Below are 20,192 nucleotides of genomic sequence, written 5' to 3'. Positions count from 1 at the left end.
CGCCCTAAACCCTACAGCCTTGCGGCGTATCAAAGCTCTTTAAAACCTCAAAAAGCGCGTCCGCGACGAAATTTGCGTCCTCTAAACTCATGCACTGATGGCACGGGATGCTAAGCTCTGCCGCGTAAAAATCCTCGGCGCTAGGCACCGAGATATCGCCGTAGCGCTCGCGGTAAAAGCTAAATTTATAAGTCGGCTTATAGTGCACCTGTACGCCGATACCGCGCTCGTGAAGGGCGGCAAATATGTCCTCTTTGGCGCACCAAAACTGGCGAAAGAGCAAGATAGGGTATAGGTGGCGCGAGCTAACGACGTCGCTAGGTAGCTTAACGGTGCTAAAATACGGGTTTTTCTCAAATTTTTCGTCGTAAAATTTGGCGATTTTCTCGCGCGCCGCGATGGTTTCGTCTAGCCTTTTTAGCTGATTTAGCCCTAGTGCGCAGGCGACGTCGGGTAGGCGGTAGTTGTAGCCAAGCAAGCTCTGGTCGCTATCCCAGAGGCGTTTTTTAGCTATGCCGTGCGAGCGGTAGAGGCGTGCTAGGCGTGCGATCTCGTCGTCGTTTGTCGCTAGCGCGCCGCCCTCAAAGGTCGTTAGTGGCTTAACGGGGTGAAAGCTAAAAATACTAACGTCCGCTTTTGCGCCGACTTTTACGCCGCCTTGCGAGCTGCCCAGCGCGTGCGATGCGTCGTCAAGTACCTTTATACCGCGCTCCTTGGCTAGTTTTAAGATAGCGTCTAAATTTACGGGATTGCCGCCGAAATCAACCGCCGTTACGACTTTGGTTTTAGGCGTGATTAGGCTTGCTAGCGCGTTTTCGTCGATGTTTCCGTCAAATTTAACGGGCGCAAATTTAACCTCCGCTCCAGCCATCAATGCCGCATTTGCCGTTGCTGCAAACGTGATGGGCGTCGTTACGACCTCGTCGCCCTCTCTCACGCCTAGCGCCAGATACGCGACGTGAAGTGCGCTCGTCGCCGAGTTCATCGCTACGACGTGCTTTACGCCGACGTATTTTGCGATCGCCTGCTCAAATTCGCCAACCTTGTCGCCGCCCGTTAGGATATCGTCTTTTAGGGCGCTCACGACGACGGCGATGTCGGAGTCGGTGATTTGTTGTCTGCTGTAAGGTATCATTTTTATCCTTTTTCGACTTGTCTTTTTGGCGGCTCGTCTTTTTCCGCTATACGTCGTTAAATTTAAAATTTTCTCGGTCACGTATTTTATATACGCTCCCTCGCAAATTTTAAATTTGCCTCGTCTAGCGAAAAAAATACTTCGCCTTGTTTTTCTAAATTTAAAGGCTTAGGCTCAAATTTTATAAATTTCGGCCAAACTATTTACTGGCCTCGATCATCTCCAAAAGCCCATCTTTATCTAGCCAAATTTTATTTTTATCTGAGCTATACTCGAAATTTTCTTCCACGAGATGCCCTTTTTCGCCCAGCGCGTTTGTGCTAAAGTCGTCGTCTTTGCTCGTAAATTTGATCGACGGGCTGATCACGTAGTGGTCGTCAAACTCGTACGTTAGGTGCGCGTCGTCCTTGCCGACCATTACTTCGTGCATCTTTTCGCCAGGGCGGATGCCGATTATTTTTACGCCAAGTTGCGGCGCCATGGAGCGAGCAAGCTCGATCATCGTCATCGACGGGATTTTTGGGATGAAAATTTCGCCGCCTTTCATGCGCTCGAAATTTTTAAGTACGAAATTTACGCCTTGCTCAAGCGTGATCCAAAACCGCGTCATATCCGCGTGCGTGATCGGCAGCTCCTTCGCGCCTTCTGCGATCAGCCTTTTAAACAGCGGCACTACTGAGCCGCGCGAGCCCACGACGTTGCCGTATCTAACGACGCTAAATCGCGTTTTTTTGCTACCCGCGATGTTGTTTGCCGCGACGAAAAGTTTATCGCTGGCAAGCTTGGTCGCGCCATATAAATTTACCGGGTTGCACGCCTTGTCTGTCGAGAGCGCGATAACCTTGCTCACGCCGCACTCAAGCGCCGCGTCTATGACGTTTTGCGCGCCGTTGATGTTGGTTTTTATGCACTCCATCGGGTTGTATTCTGCGATTGGTACGTGCTTCATGGCTGCTGCGTGGATGACGTAGTCTATGCCGTTCATCGCGGTCATCAGGCGCTTTTCGTCGCGCACGTCGCCGATGAAAAATCGCATCGCCGGGTCTTTAAAAACCTGCGCCATCTCGTACTGTTTTAGCTCGTCGCGAGAGTAGATGACTAGCCTTTTTGGCTTAAATTTGGAGAGTAAAATTTCGGTGTATTTCTTGCCGAATGACCCGGTGCCGCCGGTGATGAGGATGGATTTTCCGTTAAACATTTATTTTTGCCTTTCGCGGCTCGTTTTTGCCGTACGTCGCAAACTAAATTCGTTCGATCGCGCATTTCATATACGCTCCTTCGCAAATTTTTAGATTTGTCTCGTCTGACGAAAACGATTCGCCGTTTATTTAAATTTTATTCAGCCGGAGCAAAAACCGTGCCTTAAATTTGATTCAAAATTTAGCTCGTTAAATTTGTTTAGGTGTGGTATTTTTGCTTTTACTTCAAAATCCTAGGCAGGGTTATCCCCTCCTGCGCCTGATATTTGCCCTTTTTATCCGCATACGTCACTTCGCACGGCTCGTCGCCCTCGATAAATAGCACCTGCGCGATGCCTTCGTTCGCGTAAATTTTAGCCGGCAGCGGCGTCGTATTTGATATCTCGATCGTGATGTGTCCCTTAAATCCAGGCTCAAAAGGCGTGACGTTTACGATGATACCGCAACGAGCGTAGGTGCTTTTGCCCAGGCAGATGGCTAGCACGTTATCTGGCATGTTAAAATACTCGATTGTGCGCGCTAGAGCGAATGAATTTGGCGGGACGATGCACACGTCGCCTTTAAAATCTACCACGTTTTTCTCGTCGAAATTTTTTGGATCAACGACGGTGCCGCCGATATTCGTAAAGATTTTAAACTCGTCGCCCACGCGGATATCGTAGCCGTAGCTGGACACTCCGTAGCTAACCACGCCGCGTCCGACTTGCTCCTCGGCAAACGGCACTATCATCGCCTTTTCGTGCGACATTTTGCGTATCCAGGCGTCAGATTTTAGCCCCATTTTTTACCTTTATTTTAAATTTAAGCGATTATAACATAATTTAAATTTACGTAAAATTCGAGTGCCGTTTTACACCAAAATTTATCAAATTTGAATACGTTATCAGCAAATTTTCTTATTTTTTATAATTAATTTTTAAATTAAAGCAAAGTATAATAACATATTTTAAATTCTCTTAAATGAAAGGAAAATAATGCATTCAAACACGTCGCGTAAATTTGCAAATTTACGCAGTAACAAGGGCTCAAATTTGCCTCTTTCGGCGCTCGCCTGCCTGCTACTAGCCGCAAGCGGAGCTTATGCTTACACCGAGGCCGGCGTTTCCGGAAATACTTCTAGCTGGGAGAGTGCGGAGTATAAAAGCGACTGGGGCTTAGTCTCCATGAACGCCTCTACGGCTTACGCGCTAGGCTTTAACGGTAGCGGAACGAAGATCGGCGTCATGGACTCTGGCGTACTTTTGAGCCACCCGGAGTTTCAAGGCGGTAGGATTCATATCGTAAAAACAATCGGAAACTATGGAAAAAACGGCATGAGATATCCCGATGCCGCGTTAGGAAACGGTCCGATAGATAAAAATCAACCCGTAAAAGACGGCAAGCGAAACTATGATAAAAACGATAACGGCGTATTTAAAAAAGGCGAAGCCTTTAATACGGACGGTAGTTGGATAAGGGGCGTAAACGACGCTCACGGCACCCACGTGGGCGGTACGATGGCGGCTAGTAGAGACGGTAGCGGCATGCACGGCGTGGCGTTTGGCGCACAACTATACTCCGCAAATACCGGCGGCAACGATAATATGACGTACGGGCCAAACCAAGACTACAACTATTTCTTAAAAGGCTACACTGCCTTGGCTGACGCGGGCGCAAAGGTGATAAACAATAGCTGGGGTTCTAATAGGCGCGTAAATTCCTCTTTTGCGGGCGCGCTGGGATATAAGCCTACTTATGGCTGGCGAGCCGTACCCGAATACGATGTGGAATTTTACGACGTGACGGTAGCCAATCAAACTACCGCAGCAAAAGACCATATAAATTTAAAAGATATGAACGAGGCTAAAAAGGCTTATTATCAGTTCGTAACTAGCGGCGAAAAAAGCTTTTTAGATGCAGCTTACGAAGTAGCGGTAAAAAGAGGGGTTATCCAGGTATTTACGGCCGGAAACAGAAGCTTGATGGCCGAATCTTTCACTCGCGCGGCATTGCCTTATTTTAGGCCGGATGCTGAGGACTACTGGATCAATGTCACAGGTCAAACCGGCGCGGATGGCTATCCTAATGATTCTAACGAATACATAAGAGGACATAAGGCTTCCTCGGATATTCAGGAATTTAACCTCGCCGGACACTCGAAGTGGTGGACGATCGCCGGACCGGCCGAAGAGATTTATTCCGCATACGTCGAGCTTACCGACAATGCGACATACGGCAAGGCTATATATAAATCATCCGGCGGTACTTCTATGGCCGCTCCTCACGTTAGCGGAGCCTTGGGCGTCATAATGCAGCGCTATCCGTATATGAGTATGCCTCAGATTAGAGAAACGATGCTGACTACGGCCAGACAAAGGACGCTAAGAGCCGGTCACGGTGCAGGCGGCATGCTAGAGCGTTGGGGTAGCGACGGCGAGGGCGTACCTAGCAACGTCTGGGGTTGGGGCATACTCGATCTTGGCAAGGCGATGTTTGGTCCTGGGCAGTTCTTAGGAAACTTCGACGTTACTATGAATCAAAACGATATCTGGACAAATAACATCTCAGACGTCGCCATCAAATTTAGAAAAACCGAGGACGATAGCGACGCTGCGGCTTGGGCGGCTAGAAAAGCGGCTCTTAATGCCAAGTCAAATTTGAGCGCAGAAGAAAAAGCCGAGATGACCTTTGAAGCTGCAAGAGAGCAGGCTAGAGCTGCAAGAGCGGCGGAAGGCTATGAGGGCTCGCTAACTAAAAGAGGAGACGGCGCTTTGACTCTTGCCGGAGATAATAGCTTTACCGGAGCGGTAAATATATACGGCGGTAAAATTTCAGCCTTAAATCAATCAATCTCTTCTTCAAGAAGCATAAACGTCCACAAAGGCGGTGAGTTTGAAGTTTTAAACGCTCTTACTTACCAAACTCCAAGTGCGGGCGGTTTTGTAAGCACGACCAAGGCAAGCGACGCTACGCAAGTTAACGCCGTTATAAACGCGGGCGGCGCATTTGTAGTTAACGACGGCGCTCATAATCTAAATTTAACCTTTAAAGAGGGCTCTTTATTGAAAGCGGCTATGCTATCAAACGCCGAGCTTGCAAATTTGGCCGCAAATCCGACTCTAAAGAAAACCGTAAGCGCAAGCGGAAACTTCGCGGGAGTAAATTTAGCTAACGTCGAGGATAGCTATGCGTTCTTTAAAACCACTAAAGAAACTGTTAGCGGCTCAAATTTAGCTCTTTCTTTGCAAAAAGGCAAAAGCATGGAGGAGGTAGCCTCTACTAGCGCCGAGAAGTCGTTTGCTAGATTGGTCGAGGCAAATCCTAGCAGCGCTATTTATTCGTCTATGCTAGGAGCCACTCATAGCGTAGCGGCGGCATACTTTGGCGCGTTTTCAAACGATCTAGACTTTAAAGCGCAAAATAACTCCGCCGTAGACTCGTTTGTGTTAGCAAATTCGGTTAAAAACAAAAACGGCGCTAAAAGAGCCGATATCGACACGGGAGTCGAGCTTTGGTTACTTAGCAGCGCAAGCAGGGTAACTTCTGACAATAACGCCGGCGGCAGACTAGGCACGAACGCATTTACAAATCTAGTGGGCGTTGATTTTCTGGTAGGCGATAGCTCAAAAGCAGGCGTATTCGTAGGCCTTGGCAAAACAAACCACAAGCTAGGCGATAGCAAAGCTGTAAAAAGCAAAGACGCGCATGCGGGTATCTACGGCGATATAGGACTTGATCCTATCAAAATCAGCCTAGGCGCTATCTACTCGAAATTTGATCAAGAAAAAAGAGTCGTTAACTCATACACTCCTTTGGCTTACGAGTATAAAGACGCCGATGCGTCCGCTATCAGCGCATTTACCCAGGTCGCCTATACGGGGTTAAGCTATGAAAACGGCTTTAGCCTAGAACCTTATGCAGGGCTAACCTATATCCGCTTTAAAAACGACGATGTGGCAAATTCTTTGGTGCAGATTAGAAACGAGGATAGAGATTTACAAGTCGCAAGCGTGGGCGTAAAACCTAGTATCGCATTTACCATGGACGGCGTAGGCCTAGTGGCAAAAGCCGATGTAGCCTACAACCGCTTCCTAGGCGATAAAACCCCGAGCGCTCATATGAACGTTACAGGCCTTGGCGCAACTAAACTAGAGGGCGAAAAGCTAAAAGATCTAGCCACTACCGAGCTTGGTATAGAGGCTGCATTTACCAGAAATTTTAGAGTCGGCCTTAGCTATGTTGGAGCATACGGCAGCAACGTAAAATCAAACGGCGTAAACGCCAAATTTAGTTGGGCGTTTTAATCTTTTGGATTAAAAGCTTAAATTTGCCTAGAGCGAGCTAAATTTACTTAGCTCGCTACGGGTTTAAATTTGACTTTGTAAATTTGCCGCATTTTGGAGATAGAAATTTGTCTTGAAAATGCGGCTTAGAAAATTAAGCGGATAGATACGACCTGCGCCGCTGCTTGTAAGATCTCTTAACGTCTACTTCGATATTTTAGTAATTGCGCCTTAAAAAACTACAAATGCAGTTTGGTAAAGCAGCGGAAATCGTGATTAGCGTCCCCGTTAATCGGCAAGAAACCGACCGCGGATCTAACGCTAGTAGCCTTTTTCATTTAGCTCTCTATAATTATCACACCCTAGTTGAAGCCCTAGATCGCAGGCTTTGCCGTAGTACTCTTTTGCGGTAGGGAAATTTTGTCTTACACCTTGACCGTATTCGTATAAAACACCTAAACTGGCGCAACCCAAAGCCTCTCCCCCATCGCAAGCTTTTTGATATAGCTCAGCAGCTTTTTGGTAATTTTGTTTTACACCTTGACCGTTTTTGTATAAAATCCCTAAGTTAAAGCAACCCCTAAGCTCTCCCCCTTCACAAACTTTTTGATATAGCTGGGCAGCTTTTTGGTAATCTTGTTTTACACCTTGACCGTTTTTGTATAAAATCCCTAAGTTAAAGCAACCCCTAAGCTCTCCCCCTTCACAAACTTTTTGATATAGCTGGGCAGCTTTTTGGTAATCTTGTTTTACACCTTGACCGTTTTTGTATAAAATCCCTAAGTTAAAGCAACCCCTAAGCTCTCCCCCTTCACAAACTTTTTGATATAGCTGGGCAGCTTTTTGGTAATCTTGTTTTACACCTTGACCTTTTTGGTATAAAACCCCTAAGTTAAAGCAACCCCCAGCCTCTCCACTATCACAAACTTTTTGATATAGCTGGGCAGCTTTTTGGTAATTTTGTTTTACACCTTGACCGTCTTCGTATAAAATTCCTAAGTTAAAGCAACCCCCAGCCTCTCCACTATCACAAACTTTTTGATATAGCTCAGCAGCTTTTTGGTAGTCACCTTTATAGTAAGCTTCGTTTCCCAATTCAGTAAGATCTTTGGAAAATCCAACAGAAAACAAAATGACGAGTAAAACAAAAACTCTTTTCATCTATACTCCTTTATATATAAAATATTTAAATTGTATTTTGTCTTTTTTGGGCTTAGATTGTTATTAATTATTTTGGCTCGAGGTAAACTGAGCGGATTTTGTCTGCGACGTTATCACATCTAAATGCTTCTTTGCTATATTTTGCCTACAAGAACGCGATTTTCATCGAAACCTACCGGCGCTTATATCAGCATTAAATTCTGCCGAATAAATTTAAAAACCCTGTTTATTATTTTGTGCAGTTATAAATAATACCAAAATTTTTTTCTCATACTTTAAATATGATTTATCTAAAAAATTTAATAAATAATAAGCATTGCGGGGGTACAATTTCGTTTAACAAATACCTTCAAAAGGAGCAAAAATGAAAATCAAGTCTTTGGCGCTTATGCTTTTAGGCGTTAGCGCTTATGCGCATTTTGGTATGGTCGTACCGTCAAATTCGACCGTGGACGACGAAAAAGAGGCGAATTTGCAGATTACTTACAAATTTAGCCATCCTTTTGAGGGCGATATGATGAATCTAGCCCTTCCAAACGAGGCGGGCGTTTTCGTAAACGGCAAAAAAGAGGCGATAAAAGGCCTAAAAGAGCTAAAAGAGGATAAATTTAGCTACTTTACGGCTAGCTACGACGTAAAGGAGCCGGGCATTTATCAGTTTTATATGGATCCAAAGCCCTATTTCGAGCCTGCGGAGGATAAATTTATAAGGCATATAACAAAAACCGTCGTCGATGCCTACGGCTACGGAGAGGGCTGGGATAAACCGGTCGGGCTAAAAGCCGAGATAGTGCCGCTAACACGTCCGTATGGGCTTTATAAGGGAAATTTGTTTTCAGGCGTGGTTTATTATAAAGGAAAGCCCGCTAAAAACGTAACCGTCGAGGTAGAGTACTATAATACCAAAGGGCTAAAAGCACCGTCCGATGCGCACGTAACACAGGTCGTAAACACGAACGAGCAGGGCGAATTTAGCTTTGCGATGCCGCTTGAGGGCTGGTGGGGATTTGCAGCGCTGATAGACGACGACCAAAAGATAAAACACGAGGGCAAAGAGTATCCAGTGGAGCTTGGAGCCGTCATCTGGGTGCAAACTAAAGAGTATAAATAAATGCACATTAGCGAAGGCGTTTTAAAACCCGAAATCATCGTGCCTTGCTCGGCTCTTTGCGTTGTTTTGGCCTCAAGCTTGATTTACAAGCTAAAAACGAGCGAGATACCCAAGGTAGCGGCCGTCAGCGCGATGTTTTTTATGGCGTCTTTTATCCACGTGCCCATCGGCGTCACGTCGATACATCTCGTGCTAAGCGGCCTTGCGGGGGCGTTTTTGGGCGCAAACGCGGTCTTGGCTATTTTTATCGCGCTGTTTTTTCAGGCCTTGCTGTTTGGTTACGGCGGGCTAAGCGCGCTTGGCGTAAATTTGCTCATAATCGCCTCTCCCGCGCTTCTTAGCCCCTATCTTTTAAAGCTTTCTTTTAAGCGTTATAGGCCCTTTTTTTGGTTTTTGATCGGGTTTTTGCCTATACTTTGCTCCTCGGTTTTGCTATCATTGACGCTTGTTTTAAACGGCAAAGAGTTTGCGCCCGTAGCTGTGCTTGTTTTTACTTCAAATTTAGCCCTTATGGCGCTTGAGGGGATCATCTCGCTTTTTGCGCTTTCTTTTATTTATAGGGTCAAAAAGGATCTTTTGATTTGCTAAAAATATTTTTGATCGTGCTTTTAGCAAGCATCCTAAATGCGCACTCGCTAAAAGGCTTTGCAAAGCAAGATGGCGAATTTATCGAGATAAAAAGCTATTTTTACGGGAATTCCCCTTGTAAAAACTGCCCCGTAGCTTTTATAAAAGACGGCGCCAAGATCGGAAGCGCACAAACCGATGAAAAGGGCTTTGCCAGAGCTAAAATCCCCGCAGATGAATTTGAAATCCTGATCGACGGCGGACTAGCGCACGAAAAAAGGATAAAATTTACCGCAAACAAAGACGAGCTAAAAAGCGCCGAAAGTAACGCGTCAAGCGATGCTTCAAAGACCAAATTTGACGAAAGTGAGGAGGATTTTGGGGCTTACGCGCTTAAATTTATCCTTGCGTTTGCCGGAATCGGGCTGTTTTTTGGCGGAATTTATCTGGTAAAAAGAGGCAAATGAACCTATCCGTTTTACTTGTTTGCTTTACCTTTTTTAGTTTCAAAGTCTCGCTTTCAAGCGCTACGGACGCCGTTTTCATCGCGCCCGTGCTTTTTTTGGCGATTTTAAATTTTAAAAATCTTTTTGAAATTTTAAAATCCGTTTTAAAACTAAATATTTTTATAATCTTAGTCGTCTTAAGCCTCGTTCTTTACGGAGAATACGCGCTTGCAAAGCTGATATTTATAAGGTCAAATTTGATCATACTTTTTGGACGGCTGGCTTTTTACGGAAGCGATTATTTTAGTATCGCGCTTGCCGTTTCGTCGCTAAATTTGGGCGACAAGCTAACGGCGATTTTTTATTTTAGCGCCAAATTTACGGCTGATCTTAAAACGATATTTACAAGGCTAAAAAAGACTCTAAAAGTTCGAGGGTTTGAGCCTAAAGCCTCGCTTTTTACCTATAAAATTTACGCAAATTTAGTCGCTATGCTTTTTTTGGAGGCGTTTTATAAGGCGAGCGTTCTTGAAAAAACCTTTGTTTGCAGGGGATTTGACGGCAAACTTTACGGAGACAAAAGCCTTAAAATAGGCGTTAAAGACGCCGCTATAATCGCTTTAACGGCGTGCTGTTATATTTTTAGTTTAGGAGTCACGATATGAGCTGCACGATAAGCCTAAAAAACGTCTGCGCAAAAATAGGCGAAAGAACGCTATTTGAAAATCTAAATTTAAACGCGACGCACAAGGACAAAATCGCGCTCATAGGCCCAAACGGCTGCGGTAAAAGCACGTTGCTTGAGATAATGGCCGGGCTTAAAGCGCCCCCTTTGGGCTATATCGAGCTTTTTCACCATAAAATTTCAAATTTAGACGAGTACAAGCCGTTTCGCCGCGACGTAGGCTACCTTTTTCAAGAAAGCAATGATTGCTTCATCTGCCCTAGCGTACTTGATGACGTGATGTTTTCGCTACTTAGCCGCGGCGAGGACAAAGAGCCGGCCGGGGCAAAAGCCGAGAAAATTTTACGCGAGCTTGAAATTTGGCATCTAAAAGACGAGATAGTGTTTAACCTCTCCGGAGGCGAGAAAAAGCTCGTCGCACTAGCTGGGATACTGGTGGCCGAGCCTAAAATTTTGCTACTTGACGAGCCTACGACCGCGCTTGATGCGGATATGCAAAGAAGGATAGCCGCTATCTTAAAATCCCTCGACGTCACGCAGATAATCGTCTCTCACGACAAAGAATTTATAAGCGACGTAGCGAGCATAATGTACCGCCTAACAAAAAACGGACTAGAGTCGATATAAAATATCCTTATCTATATTTTTTTAAAAAACCTCCGAAAATAGCAAAATTTATCAATGTATAATGATATATTTCATAAAATTGATAAATTTTATTTCAAAGGAGAATTTTATGAAAAAATTATTACTTATTTCTATCGCGGCCGCGGTTGCCTTTGGCAGCGAAAATTTGCTCGTAGGAGCTGGCGGCGGATACAAAAAACCGGTCACTGAAGTGATAGAAAATCTCAAAAAAGACGGCGTGCAGATTGAGGGCGCGTTTGCAAATTTGGGCCAGATAACCATCCAGGCAAAAGAGGGCAAGATGGCCGCGATCGTGGGCGACGAGGCATTTTTGAAAAAAACCGACCTTGACATAAAGGCCTATGAGCGCATCGGCAAGGGCGCTTTGGTGCTGGTAACTCCAAAAGGCAAGCAGATAAAAGACGTCTCTGAGCTAAAAAATCTATCTAAAATCGCGATGCCAGACGCCAAAAAAGCGATCTATGGCGTTAGAACTACCGAGTTTTTGAAAAACTCGGGGCTTGAGGCCGATCTAGCGCCTAAGATGCTACCGGTCGCGGGCGTACCGCAAGTAGTCGCCTACGTCACGAACGGCGAAGTGGACGCTGGCTTTATCAACTCAACCGAGGCTGTGGCTAGAGAGGGCGAGTTTGGTAGCGTGATATATATCGACGAGGCGCTTTATAGCCCGGTTTTCATCTCGGCGGCCAAACTTCCGGCGTGCGAAGGTAGCGAGGCGTGCGCTAAATTTATAGACGAGATAAAAACTTCTCGCTCAAAGGAAATTTTCGCTAAATTTGGGCTAAAATAATTTAAATTGAGGACTTTTAGTTTGGTTAAATTTACCGTCAAATTTCTGCTTTACGGGAGCGAAATTTGGCGATTTTTACCGCTCAAATTTGATGTCAAATTTAATAAAAATGCTAAAATTTACTCGCTAAATTTAACTCAAACGAAAAGTAAAATTTAACGAAAAAAGGAAAAATTTGCACGAACTCGCCTGGCTCGTCCATCCGCTACTTTTAAGCGCCAAAACGCTTGCCGTTACTTTTGTACTGCTTCTATTTTTAGGGCTTGGCGCGGCTTATTTTTTGGCGTTTTACCGCGGCAGATTTAAGGCTGTTTTGGAAGCGGCCGTGATGTTTCCGCTCATTTTTCCGCCGATTGCTACGGGATTTTTGCTGCTTTACGTCTTGGGGCGAAACGGCGTGATCGGCAAGGCGTTAAATTTACAGATTGTTTTTAGCTTTTCGGCGCTTGTTATCGCTTCGTTTTTAGCGGGCTTGCCGCTGTTTGTAAAGCCCGTTCAAAGCGCGCTTGAAAGCCTACCCAAAAGCCTAATCGAAGCGGGTCAAAGCCTAGGCAAAAATCGCTTTGAGATAGCTGCTTTTATCCTTATCCCAAACGTCTTTAAAAGCGTCGTTTCGGCGCTCGTTTTGGCTCTAGCTCGCGGTCTTGGCGAGGTTGGCATCACGCTGATGCTAGGCGGCAACATCGTAGGCAAAACCGACACCGTTTCGCTAGCGATTTATAACGCAGTTTACGACGGCGAAAACGGTCGCGCGCTCGTTTTAAGCGTGATTTTGGTCGTGCTTAGCTTGGTGCTTTTTGGGTTTATAAATTTTCTCGAGCGTGCTAAAAAATAGACTAACATCGCAAATTCGCTATTTTAAACGCGTAAAGCCGAGAGCGCCCTAAATTTACCCCGAGTGTAAAACAAAATACGGCTTTGCGAGTATAAATTCATTATTTTTTTGCTACAATAAGAAGTTTTGAACTTTAACTATTTAGGAGAAATTTCTATGAAAAAAGAAGACATAAAAGAGCTGATCGAGTTTTTTAACGACATGGATATGAACCGCATAAAGATAAAAAGCGGGGATTTTGAGGTCGAGCTTGAAAAATTCGCCGACTGCTGCGAGCTGCCAAAGCCCGTCATCCAGGCTCCCGTCCCGACTCCGACTCCGGTAAACGTCGTGGTAAGCTCGGAGGTCAAAGCTCCTGCTAATTCTCCAAAAGACAGCATAAAATCGCCTATGGTCGGTACTTTCTACGCTGCTCCAAGCCCTGGCGCGGCGCCGTTTGTCAAAGTAGGTCAACGCGTGAGAAAAGGCGACGTCGTGGGCATCATAGAAGCTATGAAGATAATGAACGAGATCGAGGCCGAATTTGACTGTCAGATCACCGAGCTACTCGTTTCCGACGGCCAGCCGGTCGAGTTTGGCTTGCCGCTATTTGGCGTGGAGAAAATTTGATGGAAATAAAAAGAATTTTAATCGCAAATCGCGGCGAAATCGCGCTGCGAGCCTTGCGAACGATAAAGGAAATGGGCAAAGAAGCCGTCGTGGTCTACTCCACGGCCGATAAAGACGCGCTCTACGTCAAATACGCCGACGTGGCGATCTGCATCGGCAAGGAGCGCTCAAGCGACAGCTACCTAAATATCCCGGCCATAATCAGCGCGGCCGAGATCAGCGAAGCCGACGCGATATTTCCGGGCTACGGATTTTTAAGCGAAAATCAAAATTTCGTCGAAATTTGCTCGCACCACAAGCTAAAATTTATCGGTCCTAGCGTGGCCGCGATGGCGCTGATGAGCGATAAAAGCAAAGCAAAGCAAGTGATGCAGCGCGCGGGCGTTCCCGTGATCCCTGGCTCTGACGGCGCGGTAGCCGACACCAAAGCGGCCAAAGAGCTAGCTAAAAAAATCGGCTATCCGGTCATCCTAAAAGCAGCAGCCGGCGGCGGCGGACGCGGCATGCGCGTGGTCGAGCGCGAAGAGGATATCGAAAAGGCGTTTTGGTCGGCCGAGAGCGAGGCGATGAGCGCGTTTGGCGACGGAACGATGTACATGGAAAAATACATCCTAAACCCGCGCCACATCGAGGTTCAGATCATCGGCGACAGCCACGGCAACGTCCTGCATATCGGCGAGCGCGACTGCTCTATGCAGCGTCGCCACCAAAAACTGATCGAAGAAAGCCCTGCAATACTACTAGACGAAGCGACGCGAGAGAGGCTACACGAAACCGCGATAAAAGCGGCAAAAGCTATCGGTTACGAGGGTGCGGGAACGTTTGAGTTTTTAGTCGATAAAAATTTGGATTTTTACTTCATCGAGATGAACACGCGCCTGCAAGTCGAGCACTGCGTGAGCGAGATGGTGAGCGGCCTAGACATCATCGAGCTAATGATAAAAGTAGCCCAGGGCGAGGCGCTACCGCCGCAAGAGAGCATCACGCTAAAAGGCCACGCCATCGAGTGCCGCATCACGGCCGAGGATCCAAATACGTTTACGCCAAGTCCAGGCAAGATAACAAAATACGTCTGCCCCGGCGGCCGAAACGTGCGCATGGATAGCCACATCTATCAGGACTACTCGATCCCGCCGTACTACGACAGTATGATCGGCAAACTCATCGTCTGGGACACCGATAGAAATAGAGCCATCCACAAGATGAAGGTGACGCTCGAGCAGCTCATCATCGGCGGCATCAAGACCACGCGCGATTTTCACATCGCGATGATGGAGAATCAAGACTTTATCGACAACAACTACGATACTAACTACCTATCCCGCCGCTAAATTTGCGGCGCGGCGTTTTTGCCTTGCTTGCAGCTTTTAATCGGCCGTAAGCAAGGCGATCTAACTTTAAATTTATTACTATGGCGATAAAATTTTACTCAAAGCTTTTTGACAAGTGATTTTATTAGTAGCCGCGGTATTTGTCTTTTGTGTCATTTTAAAACTTGTCCGTAAGTTTTATTTGCCGCGCTTGCGGTAGTATCTTTTAAATTGGCGCACCTAAACCGCAAATCTTGCGTCTTTGCTTGCGATATTTAAATTTACATAAATGGTCGATTTTTGAAATGTATTTTGGATTTTAGGCGAGTAAGGAATTTGGCAAGAAAATAATGCGGATAAGTTTTTCGTGGTTGAAAATAATGTAAATTTAAAATCGAATTCGTCGGATATATATATTTTAAAATTCGCTACGCTATGATGTTATGCGGGCTTGGGTTACCAAGTGTAAATTTCGCTCCCAAAAAGCCCTTGCACTTTGCTTGTTGCTCGACGAAAACAGTGCCGGCTTTCTATTTTGGTCTATAAAAATTAGCGACTTTTTGTCTAAACCAAGGCGCATTTTTAAATTTAGCCTCGCGTTTTGATTTTCTCTGTACTTTGTCACGCTTTTTTGCATCATGGTCATTTGCGCGCCTGCTATGCCAATATAGTCAGCTGAAATACCGATTTCTTAACTGTTAAACCGTGTAGCGTCACGCGCTTGCCTAAAGAGCTTTCTGTATGCACGCAGTATTTCTGCGCACACAAGGTGCGACGAAGTTCGCGCTAGATGATTTTATCAGCATTAGGCGACGGTTTTCTCTCTTTGGCTATTTTTATCGCACCGCGTAACGGTTTGGTATTGGCTGCGGGTCGGCTCAGCAGAGCATCCGAGCATAAGATCCACGCAGCCCTTCGTGGCAAAATCTCCTCATCAAACGGATAAGGTAATGTGTGCGGTGGCGTTAGATATGGCTTTTAAAGTCGCGTTAGTTATCAAAAATTTAGCTCTAATTTTTGGGTTTGAAGCCGAATTTTAGACGATAAAATTCGGATTAATTTTTTGGTGATTTTACTTGAGGGACAAAAACGAGTTTAAAATCAAATTTTATCCACAGCTGCGGTATCACGAGCGGCAACCAAATCAAGACAAAATCTCAAATTGTACGCGCTCGTTTTCCTCCGCTAGATCGGTAAAAACGGCGATTAGATCGTCTGCATAGTCGCCAAGTGCGCTAAGAGCGGCGCGGTTTTTTAGATTTATCTGCGTTGGTTTGTTTATCTCGCCAAGAGCGTCGTAGAGCGCGTCGAGGTTTTTCACATCTAAGTCAAGGCCGAATTTTCGCACTAGATACTCAAAGGCCGCTGTTTTCTCGCGCATTTTAGTGCCGTTTAGAGTTATGGTTTTCACTGCTGTCTCCGATCAAAAAGTAGATAAAAGTTCTCATAATGATCGGGCGTGTAGTAGATCAGCCCGTCGCTAGAAAACACGATACGCTCGGCTCCACGTCGTCCTCCGCGGTATCCGATATCGCACTCAAACCACTTGCGCCCGCTAGCCTCGGGCAGTTTTTTTTCTCTGTTTGAAAAGCGGTCGCCGCCGATGCTTTTTTTGTCTGTGACCTGCCATAGATTGCCGCTTTTAGCGTCCCATCCGAGCGCGATCGCATCTTTTTTGGTGATGAAATTTCGCGGCAGCTCGCCGAATTTATAAATATACGCCGCAACCTCGTCTTTTGAGGTGTAGATGCCGTCTTTTACGACGTTTGCGGAAGGCGCGGTAGCTACGTTTTTACTTGCGTCGTTTCCTCTAAACTCGCTTTGCGGCTGATTTTGCTTTGGTGGGGTTGAGCTGCTATCTGGGATAATAAATTTAAACAACGCCGCGAGCAGCAAAACAGCTAGCGGTAAGATGACGTTTCTAAGTAGTTGTTTGTTCAAAAAAGACCTTTGGAATAAATTTGAAGCGCTTGCTTCGGCGTTAAATTTGCCGTCAAATTTTACGGACTAAATCCAAATTTGATAATGTCGCGCCGTAAAGACTAGAGTAAATTTACGCTAAATTTGACTAGACAAAAACCGAATTTAACCGCATAGATCGCAGTCAAATTCGGTCAAATTTACGGTAAAAAGCTAAATTTGCCGTCCTAGTTCGTCAAATTTAAAGCGTATTAAACACCCTATCGCCAGCGTCGCCAAGCCCCGGCACGATATAGTTTTTCTCGTTTAGTCGCTCGTCGATCGCAGCCGTATAGACCTCGACGTCCGGGTAAACCTCGCTAAAGCGCTTTAGCCCCTCGGGGGCGGCGATGATGGAGATAAATTTGATCTGCTTTATACCGTTTTCGCGTAAAAATTTAACCGCGTCGATAGCCGTACCGCCGGTAGCAAACATCGGATCGATGATGATGGCTAGGCGGTTTTTGGCGTCGCGAGGCAGTTTAGCGTAGAAAAACTCCGCCTCCGCAGTTTTTTCGTTTCGCTGAAAGCCCAAAAAGCCGACGCTTGCGTCTGGAATAATCGTAAATACGCTATCAAGCATACCCAGTGCCGCTCGCAAAATAGGGCAAATCATCACCTTTGTCGCGAGCTTTTTGGCCTGAGCCTGGGCGACCGGAGTCTGCACGCTCACGTCGCGCAGCGCCAGATCCCTAGTCGCCTCAAATATCATCAGGTGGCTGATCTCGTCCACGAGCATCCTAAACTGAAACGGCTCGGTGTTTTTATCCCTTAAAATCGCTAGTTTGTGCTCGATGAGCGGGTGTGAGATGAGCCTGACGTTTTTCATTTACAGACCTTTCGCTAGCTTTTCGGTATAGGCTTTTACGTCAAAATCCTTCACTCTAGCTACGCCGTCGTCGACCGCAGCCTGCGCTACGGCAGGAGCCACGGCTAAAAGCACGCGATTGTCAAACGGTTTTGGTATGATGTAGTCTTTGCCGAATTTTAGCTCTTTTACGCCAAACGCCGCGCAAACCTCCGCAGGCACGGGCTCTTTAGCTAAATTTGCAAGCGCGCGCGCCGCAGCCATTTTCATATTTTCGGTGATTTTTTTAGCTCTGACGTCAAGCGCTCCGCGGAATATAAACGGAAAGCCAAGAACGTTATTTACCTGGTTTGGATAGTCGCTGCGGCCGGTTCCCATCATCACGTCGTTTCGCACGCTAGCGACGTCTTCGGGGAAGATTTCCGGAGTCGGGTTAGCAAGAGCAAAGATGATCGGCTCGTCGTTCATAGACGCGACCATTTCCTTAGTCACGACGCCGGGTTTTGATAGGCCTAGGAACATATCCGCGCCCTTCATCGCGTCAGCTAGCGTTCTATCTGCGGTTTCTAGGGCAAATTCTAGCTTTTCCGGGGTTAGATCGGTGCGGCCTTTGTGGATCACGCCTTTACTGTCTACCATCACGATGTGTTTTGCGCCAAGCGCTTTATACATCTTCGCGCATGCGATGCCTGCCGCGCCCGCGCCGCTAACTACGATTTTGATTTTAGAGATATCTTTGCCTGAAATCTCCATCGCGTTTATTATGCCCGCGCTTGTTATCATCGCCGTGCCGTGCTGGTCGTCGTGCATGACCGGGATATCGACTGCTTCTTGTAGTTTGCGCTCGATCTCAAAACACTTTGGAGCGCGGATATCTTCTAAATTTATACCGCCGAAAGTTGGAGAGAGCGCTTTGCAGATCTCTACGATCTTATCAGGATCGTGCTCGTCTAGCTCGATGTCAAAGGCGTCTACGTTTGCAAATTTTTTAAACAAAACAGCCTTGCCCTCCATCACGGGTTTGCCCGCTACCGCACCGATGTCGCCTAGACCAAGCACGGCCGTACCGTCGGTGATGACGGCTACTAAATTTGCCTTGTTGGTGTATTTGTAGGCTAGCTCGTTGTCGGCCTCGATCTCTTTACAAGGTACCGCAACGCCCGGCGTGTAGGCCATAGATAGGTCTCTAGCCGTCGCGCATGGGGTTTTTACTTTTATCTCTATCTTGCCGCCCTCGTGATACGCGAGCGCCTCTTCGTTAGTTACGTGTGTCATTTGTTCTCCTTTAAAATATTTCTTATTCGTTTTTTCGTCTCGTCCGCGCCCAAAACTTCGAGCACCTCAAATATCCCCGGGCTTACGCTATTTCCAGTTAGCGCGACGCGAAGCGCCTGAGCTAGGTCTTTTAGCTTTAAGCCGTTTGCTTCTAAAAATTTACCCGTCATCTCCTCGTAGCCTTTGGCGTCTAAATTTTCGCCTAAAATTTCGGCAAATTTAGCCAAATTTTCCTTACTTTCGGGCGTGATAAATTTAGCGTAGGCTTTCTCGTCGTATGCGCTTGGAGCGTTTATTATCGTTCTTGCGCTCTGGCTCATTTCAACTAGCGTTTTTGAGCGCTCGCGCAATGAATTTAACAGCACCTCGCCCTTTGGCATCGCTTTAAAATCTATCTCAAATTCAAGCATCTCTTTTGCCAGCCTGTCGTACGGCAGAGTCTTGATATAGTGGGCATTTAGCCACTCTAGCTTGCTTGCGTTATAGGTGCTTGAGCTTTTGTTTATATCGTGCGGATCAAAGTACTTTAGCATATCGTCCATGCAGAAAATTTCGTCGTTTCCGTGGCTCCAGCCTAGGCGCACGAGGAAATTTAAAAGAGCCTCAGGCAGATAACCCATTCGTTTATACTCCATCACGTCGGTCGCGCCGTGGCGTTTGCTTAGTTTGCTACCGTCCTCGCCGTTTATCATCGCGACGTGATAAAATTTCGGCGCCTTAAAGCCCAGTGCATCGTAGAGTACGATTTGTTTTGGGGTATTTGATAGATGATCGTCGCCGCGGATGACGTCGGTTACGCCCATTAGCGCATCGTCTATCACGACTGTGAAGTTATACGTCGGAGTACCGTCGGAGCGCGCGATGATGAAATCATCCAGGATATCCTCGACTCTAAATTTGACCTCGCCTTTGATGCCGTCGTCGATCACGATCTCGCCGCTTAGAGGCGCTTTGATGCGGATGACGGGCTCGACTCCCGCAGGCGGAGTACCGGTAAATTCGCGGTAGCGATTATCGTATTTGGGCCTCTCTTTTCTCGCTTCTTGCTCGGCGCGCAAAGCGTCTAGCTCGTCTTTGCTCATGTAGCATTTATAGGCTTTGCCCTCGGCTAGCAGCTTTTGTACATACTCTTTATATACGTCGAATCTACGCGACTGATACGTCACCTCGCCGTCGTGATCTAGCCCGCACCAGGCAAAGGCTTCTTTTATCGCTTGCGTGGCTTCCTCGGAGTTGCGTTTTAGGTCGGTATCTTCGATGCGTAGCAGAAATTTGCCGCCGTTTGCTCTAGCATATAAGTAGTTATAAAGCGCCGTCCTAAGACCGCCGATGTGTAGATATCCGGTCGGAGAGGGGGCAAATCTAGTTACTATTTGTGAATTTTGCATTAAA

19 protein-coding genes are annotated in these 20,192 nt (G+C 46.4%); 10 read left to right on the top strand and 9 right to left on the bottom strand.

Going from position 1 to position 20,192, the window contains the following annotated elements; all coding sequences use genetic code 11:
• Positions 1-4 precede the first annotated feature (4 nt).
• The 3 genes from pseC to dcd form a co-directional block, all read right to left on the bottom strand.
• Entirely contained in the window at positions 5-1,135 is a 1,131-nt protein-coding gene (pseC, locus tag CSHOW_RS09185) for a UDP-4-amino-4,6-dideoxy-N-acetyl-beta-L-altrosamine transaminase (protein ID WP_039895296.1), read from the bottom strand.
• Positions 1,136-1,334: 199 nt separating this feature from the next.
• Positions 1,335-2,333 carry a UDP-N-acetylglucosamine 4,6-dehydratase (inverting) gene (pseB, locus tag CSHOW_RS09180; RefSeq protein WP_002948814.1) on the bottom strand — a complete coding sequence of 333 codons (999 nt, stop codon included), beginning with the start codon at positions 2,331-2,333 and terminating at the stop codon, positions 1,335-1,337.
• Positions 2,334-2,554: 221 nt separating this feature from the next.
• Positions 2,555-3,115 (bottom strand): dCTP deaminase, encoded by a 561-nt coding sequence (dcd, locus tag CSHOW_RS09175; protein ID WP_002948812.1) that lies wholly within the window; start codon positions 3,113-3,115, stop codon positions 2,555-2,557.
• Positions 3,116-3,308: 193 nt separating this feature from the next.
• Here dcd and CSHOW_RS09170 point away from each other — a divergent pair, with 193 nt between their 5' ends.
• Positions 3,309-6,617, top strand: a complete 3,309-nt coding sequence (locus CSHOW_RS09170; protein ID WP_002948807.1) for a S8 family serine peptidase — start codon at positions 3,309-3,311, stop codon at positions 6,615-6,617.
• A gap of 300 nt (positions 6,618-6,917) precedes the next feature.
• Here CSHOW_RS09170 and CSHOW_RS09165 read toward each other — a convergent pair whose 3' ends face one another.
• A complete protein-coding gene (locus CSHOW_RS09165; protein ID WP_171992821.1) occupies positions 6,918-7,757 on the bottom strand; it encodes an SEL1-like repeat protein in 840 nt (279 codons plus the stop codon).
• Positions 7,758-8,121: 364 nt separating this feature from the next.
• On the opposite strand from CSHOW_RS09165, the gene CSHOW_RS09160 reads away from it, so the two are divergent.
• From CSHOW_RS09160 to CSHOW_RS09120, 9 genes are all read left to right on the top strand, one after another.
• Positions 8,122-8,868 carry a DUF4198 domain-containing protein gene (locus tag CSHOW_RS09160; protein ID WP_002948905.1) on the top strand — a complete coding sequence of 249 codons (747 nt, stop codon included), beginning with the start codon at positions 8,122-8,124 and terminating at the stop codon, positions 8,866-8,868.
• Positions 8,869-9,456, top strand: coding sequence for a cobalt transporter CbiM (cbiM, locus tag CSHOW_RS09155; RefSeq protein ID WP_002948911.1), 588 nt, complete (start codon positions 8,869-8,871; stop codon positions 9,454-9,456).
• On the top strand, positions 9,450-9,902 hold the full coding sequence (locus tag CSHOW_RS09150; RefSeq protein WP_002948912.1) for a hypothetical protein: 453 nt from the start codon (positions 9,450-9,452) through the stop codon (positions 9,900-9,902). Before cbiM ends, CSHOW_RS09150 begins: the two co-directional genes overlap by 7 nt.
• Positions 9,899-10,546 carry an energy-coupling factor transporter transmembrane component T family protein gene (locus CSHOW_RS09145; RefSeq protein WP_002948913.1) on the top strand — a complete coding sequence of 216 codons (648 nt, stop codon included), beginning with the start codon at positions 9,899-9,901 and terminating at the stop codon, positions 10,544-10,546. The genes CSHOW_RS09150 and CSHOW_RS09145 overlap by 4 nt, the downstream gene beginning before the upstream one ends.
• Complete coding sequence (locus tag CSHOW_RS09140) at positions 10,543-11,193, top strand: energy-coupling factor ABC transporter ATP-binding protein (RefSeq protein ID WP_002948914.1); 651 nt, start codon at positions 10,543-10,545, stop codon at positions 11,191-11,193. Before CSHOW_RS09145 ends, CSHOW_RS09140 begins: the two co-directional genes overlap by 4 nt.
• A gap of 109 nt (positions 11,194-11,302) precedes the next feature.
• Positions 11,303-12,004 (top strand): molybdate ABC transporter substrate-binding protein, encoded by a 702-nt coding sequence (gene modA / locus CSHOW_RS09135; protein WP_039895352.1) that lies wholly within the window; start codon positions 11,303-11,305, stop codon positions 12,002-12,004.
• A 175-nt stretch (positions 12,005-12,179) separates the two neighbouring features.
• Positions 12,180-12,839: a molybdate ABC transporter permease subunit gene (locus CSHOW_RS09130; protein WP_002948917.1), complete on the top strand. Its 660-nt coding sequence runs from the start codon at positions 12,180-12,182 to the stop codon at positions 12,837-12,839.
• Between the two features lie 156 nt (positions 12,840-12,995).
• Positions 12,996-13,448, top strand: a complete 453-nt coding sequence (gene accB, locus CSHOW_RS09125; RefSeq protein ID WP_002948918.1) for an acetyl-CoA carboxylase biotin carboxyl carrier protein — start codon at positions 12,996-12,998, stop codon at positions 13,446-13,448.
• Entirely contained in the window at positions 13,448-14,779 is a 1,332-nt protein-coding gene (locus CSHOW_RS09120) for an acetyl-CoA carboxylase biotin carboxylase subunit (protein ID WP_002948919.1), read from the top strand. Before accB ends, CSHOW_RS09120 begins: the two co-directional genes overlap by 1 nt.
• A 1,123-nt stretch (positions 14,780-15,902) precedes the next feature.
• Here the strand turns inward: CSHOW_RS09120 and CSHOW_RS09115 are convergent.
• The 5 genes from CSHOW_RS09115 to gltX form a co-directional block, all read right to left on the bottom strand.
• Entirely contained in the window at positions 15,903-16,169 is a 267-nt protein-coding gene (locus tag CSHOW_RS09115) for a barstar family protein (protein ID WP_002948922.1), read from the bottom strand.
• Positions 16,166-16,699, bottom strand: coding sequence for a ribonuclease domain-containing protein (locus CSHOW_RS09110; protein WP_002948923.1), 534 nt, complete (start codon positions 16,697-16,699; stop codon positions 16,166-16,168). The genes CSHOW_RS09115 and CSHOW_RS09110 overlap by 4 nt, the downstream gene beginning before the upstream one ends.
• Positions 16,700-16,919: 220 nt before the next feature.
• A complete protein-coding gene (gene upp / locus CSHOW_RS09105; RefSeq protein ID WP_002948924.1) occupies positions 16,920-17,546 on the bottom strand; it encodes a uracil phosphoribosyltransferase in 627 nt (208 codons plus the stop codon).
• Entirely contained in the window at positions 17,547-18,800 is a 1,254-nt protein-coding gene (locus tag CSHOW_RS09100) for a malic enzyme-like NAD(P)-binding protein (protein WP_002948925.1), read from the bottom strand.
• Positions 18,797-20,188, bottom strand: a complete 1,392-nt coding sequence (gltX, locus tag CSHOW_RS09095; RefSeq protein ID WP_002948926.1) for a glutamate--tRNA ligase — start codon at positions 20,186-20,188, stop codon at positions 18,797-18,799. The genes CSHOW_RS09100 and gltX overlap by 4 nt, the downstream gene beginning before the upstream one ends.
• Positions 20,189-20,192: the final 4 nt, after the last annotated feature.

The sequence above is a fragment of the Campylobacter showae genome, from assembly GCF_004803815.1.
Lineage (GTDB): Bacteria > Campylobacterota > Campylobacteria > Campylobacterales > Campylobacteraceae > Campylobacter_A > Campylobacter_A showae.
This window is presented reverse-complemented; position numbering and strand designations above follow the sequence as displayed.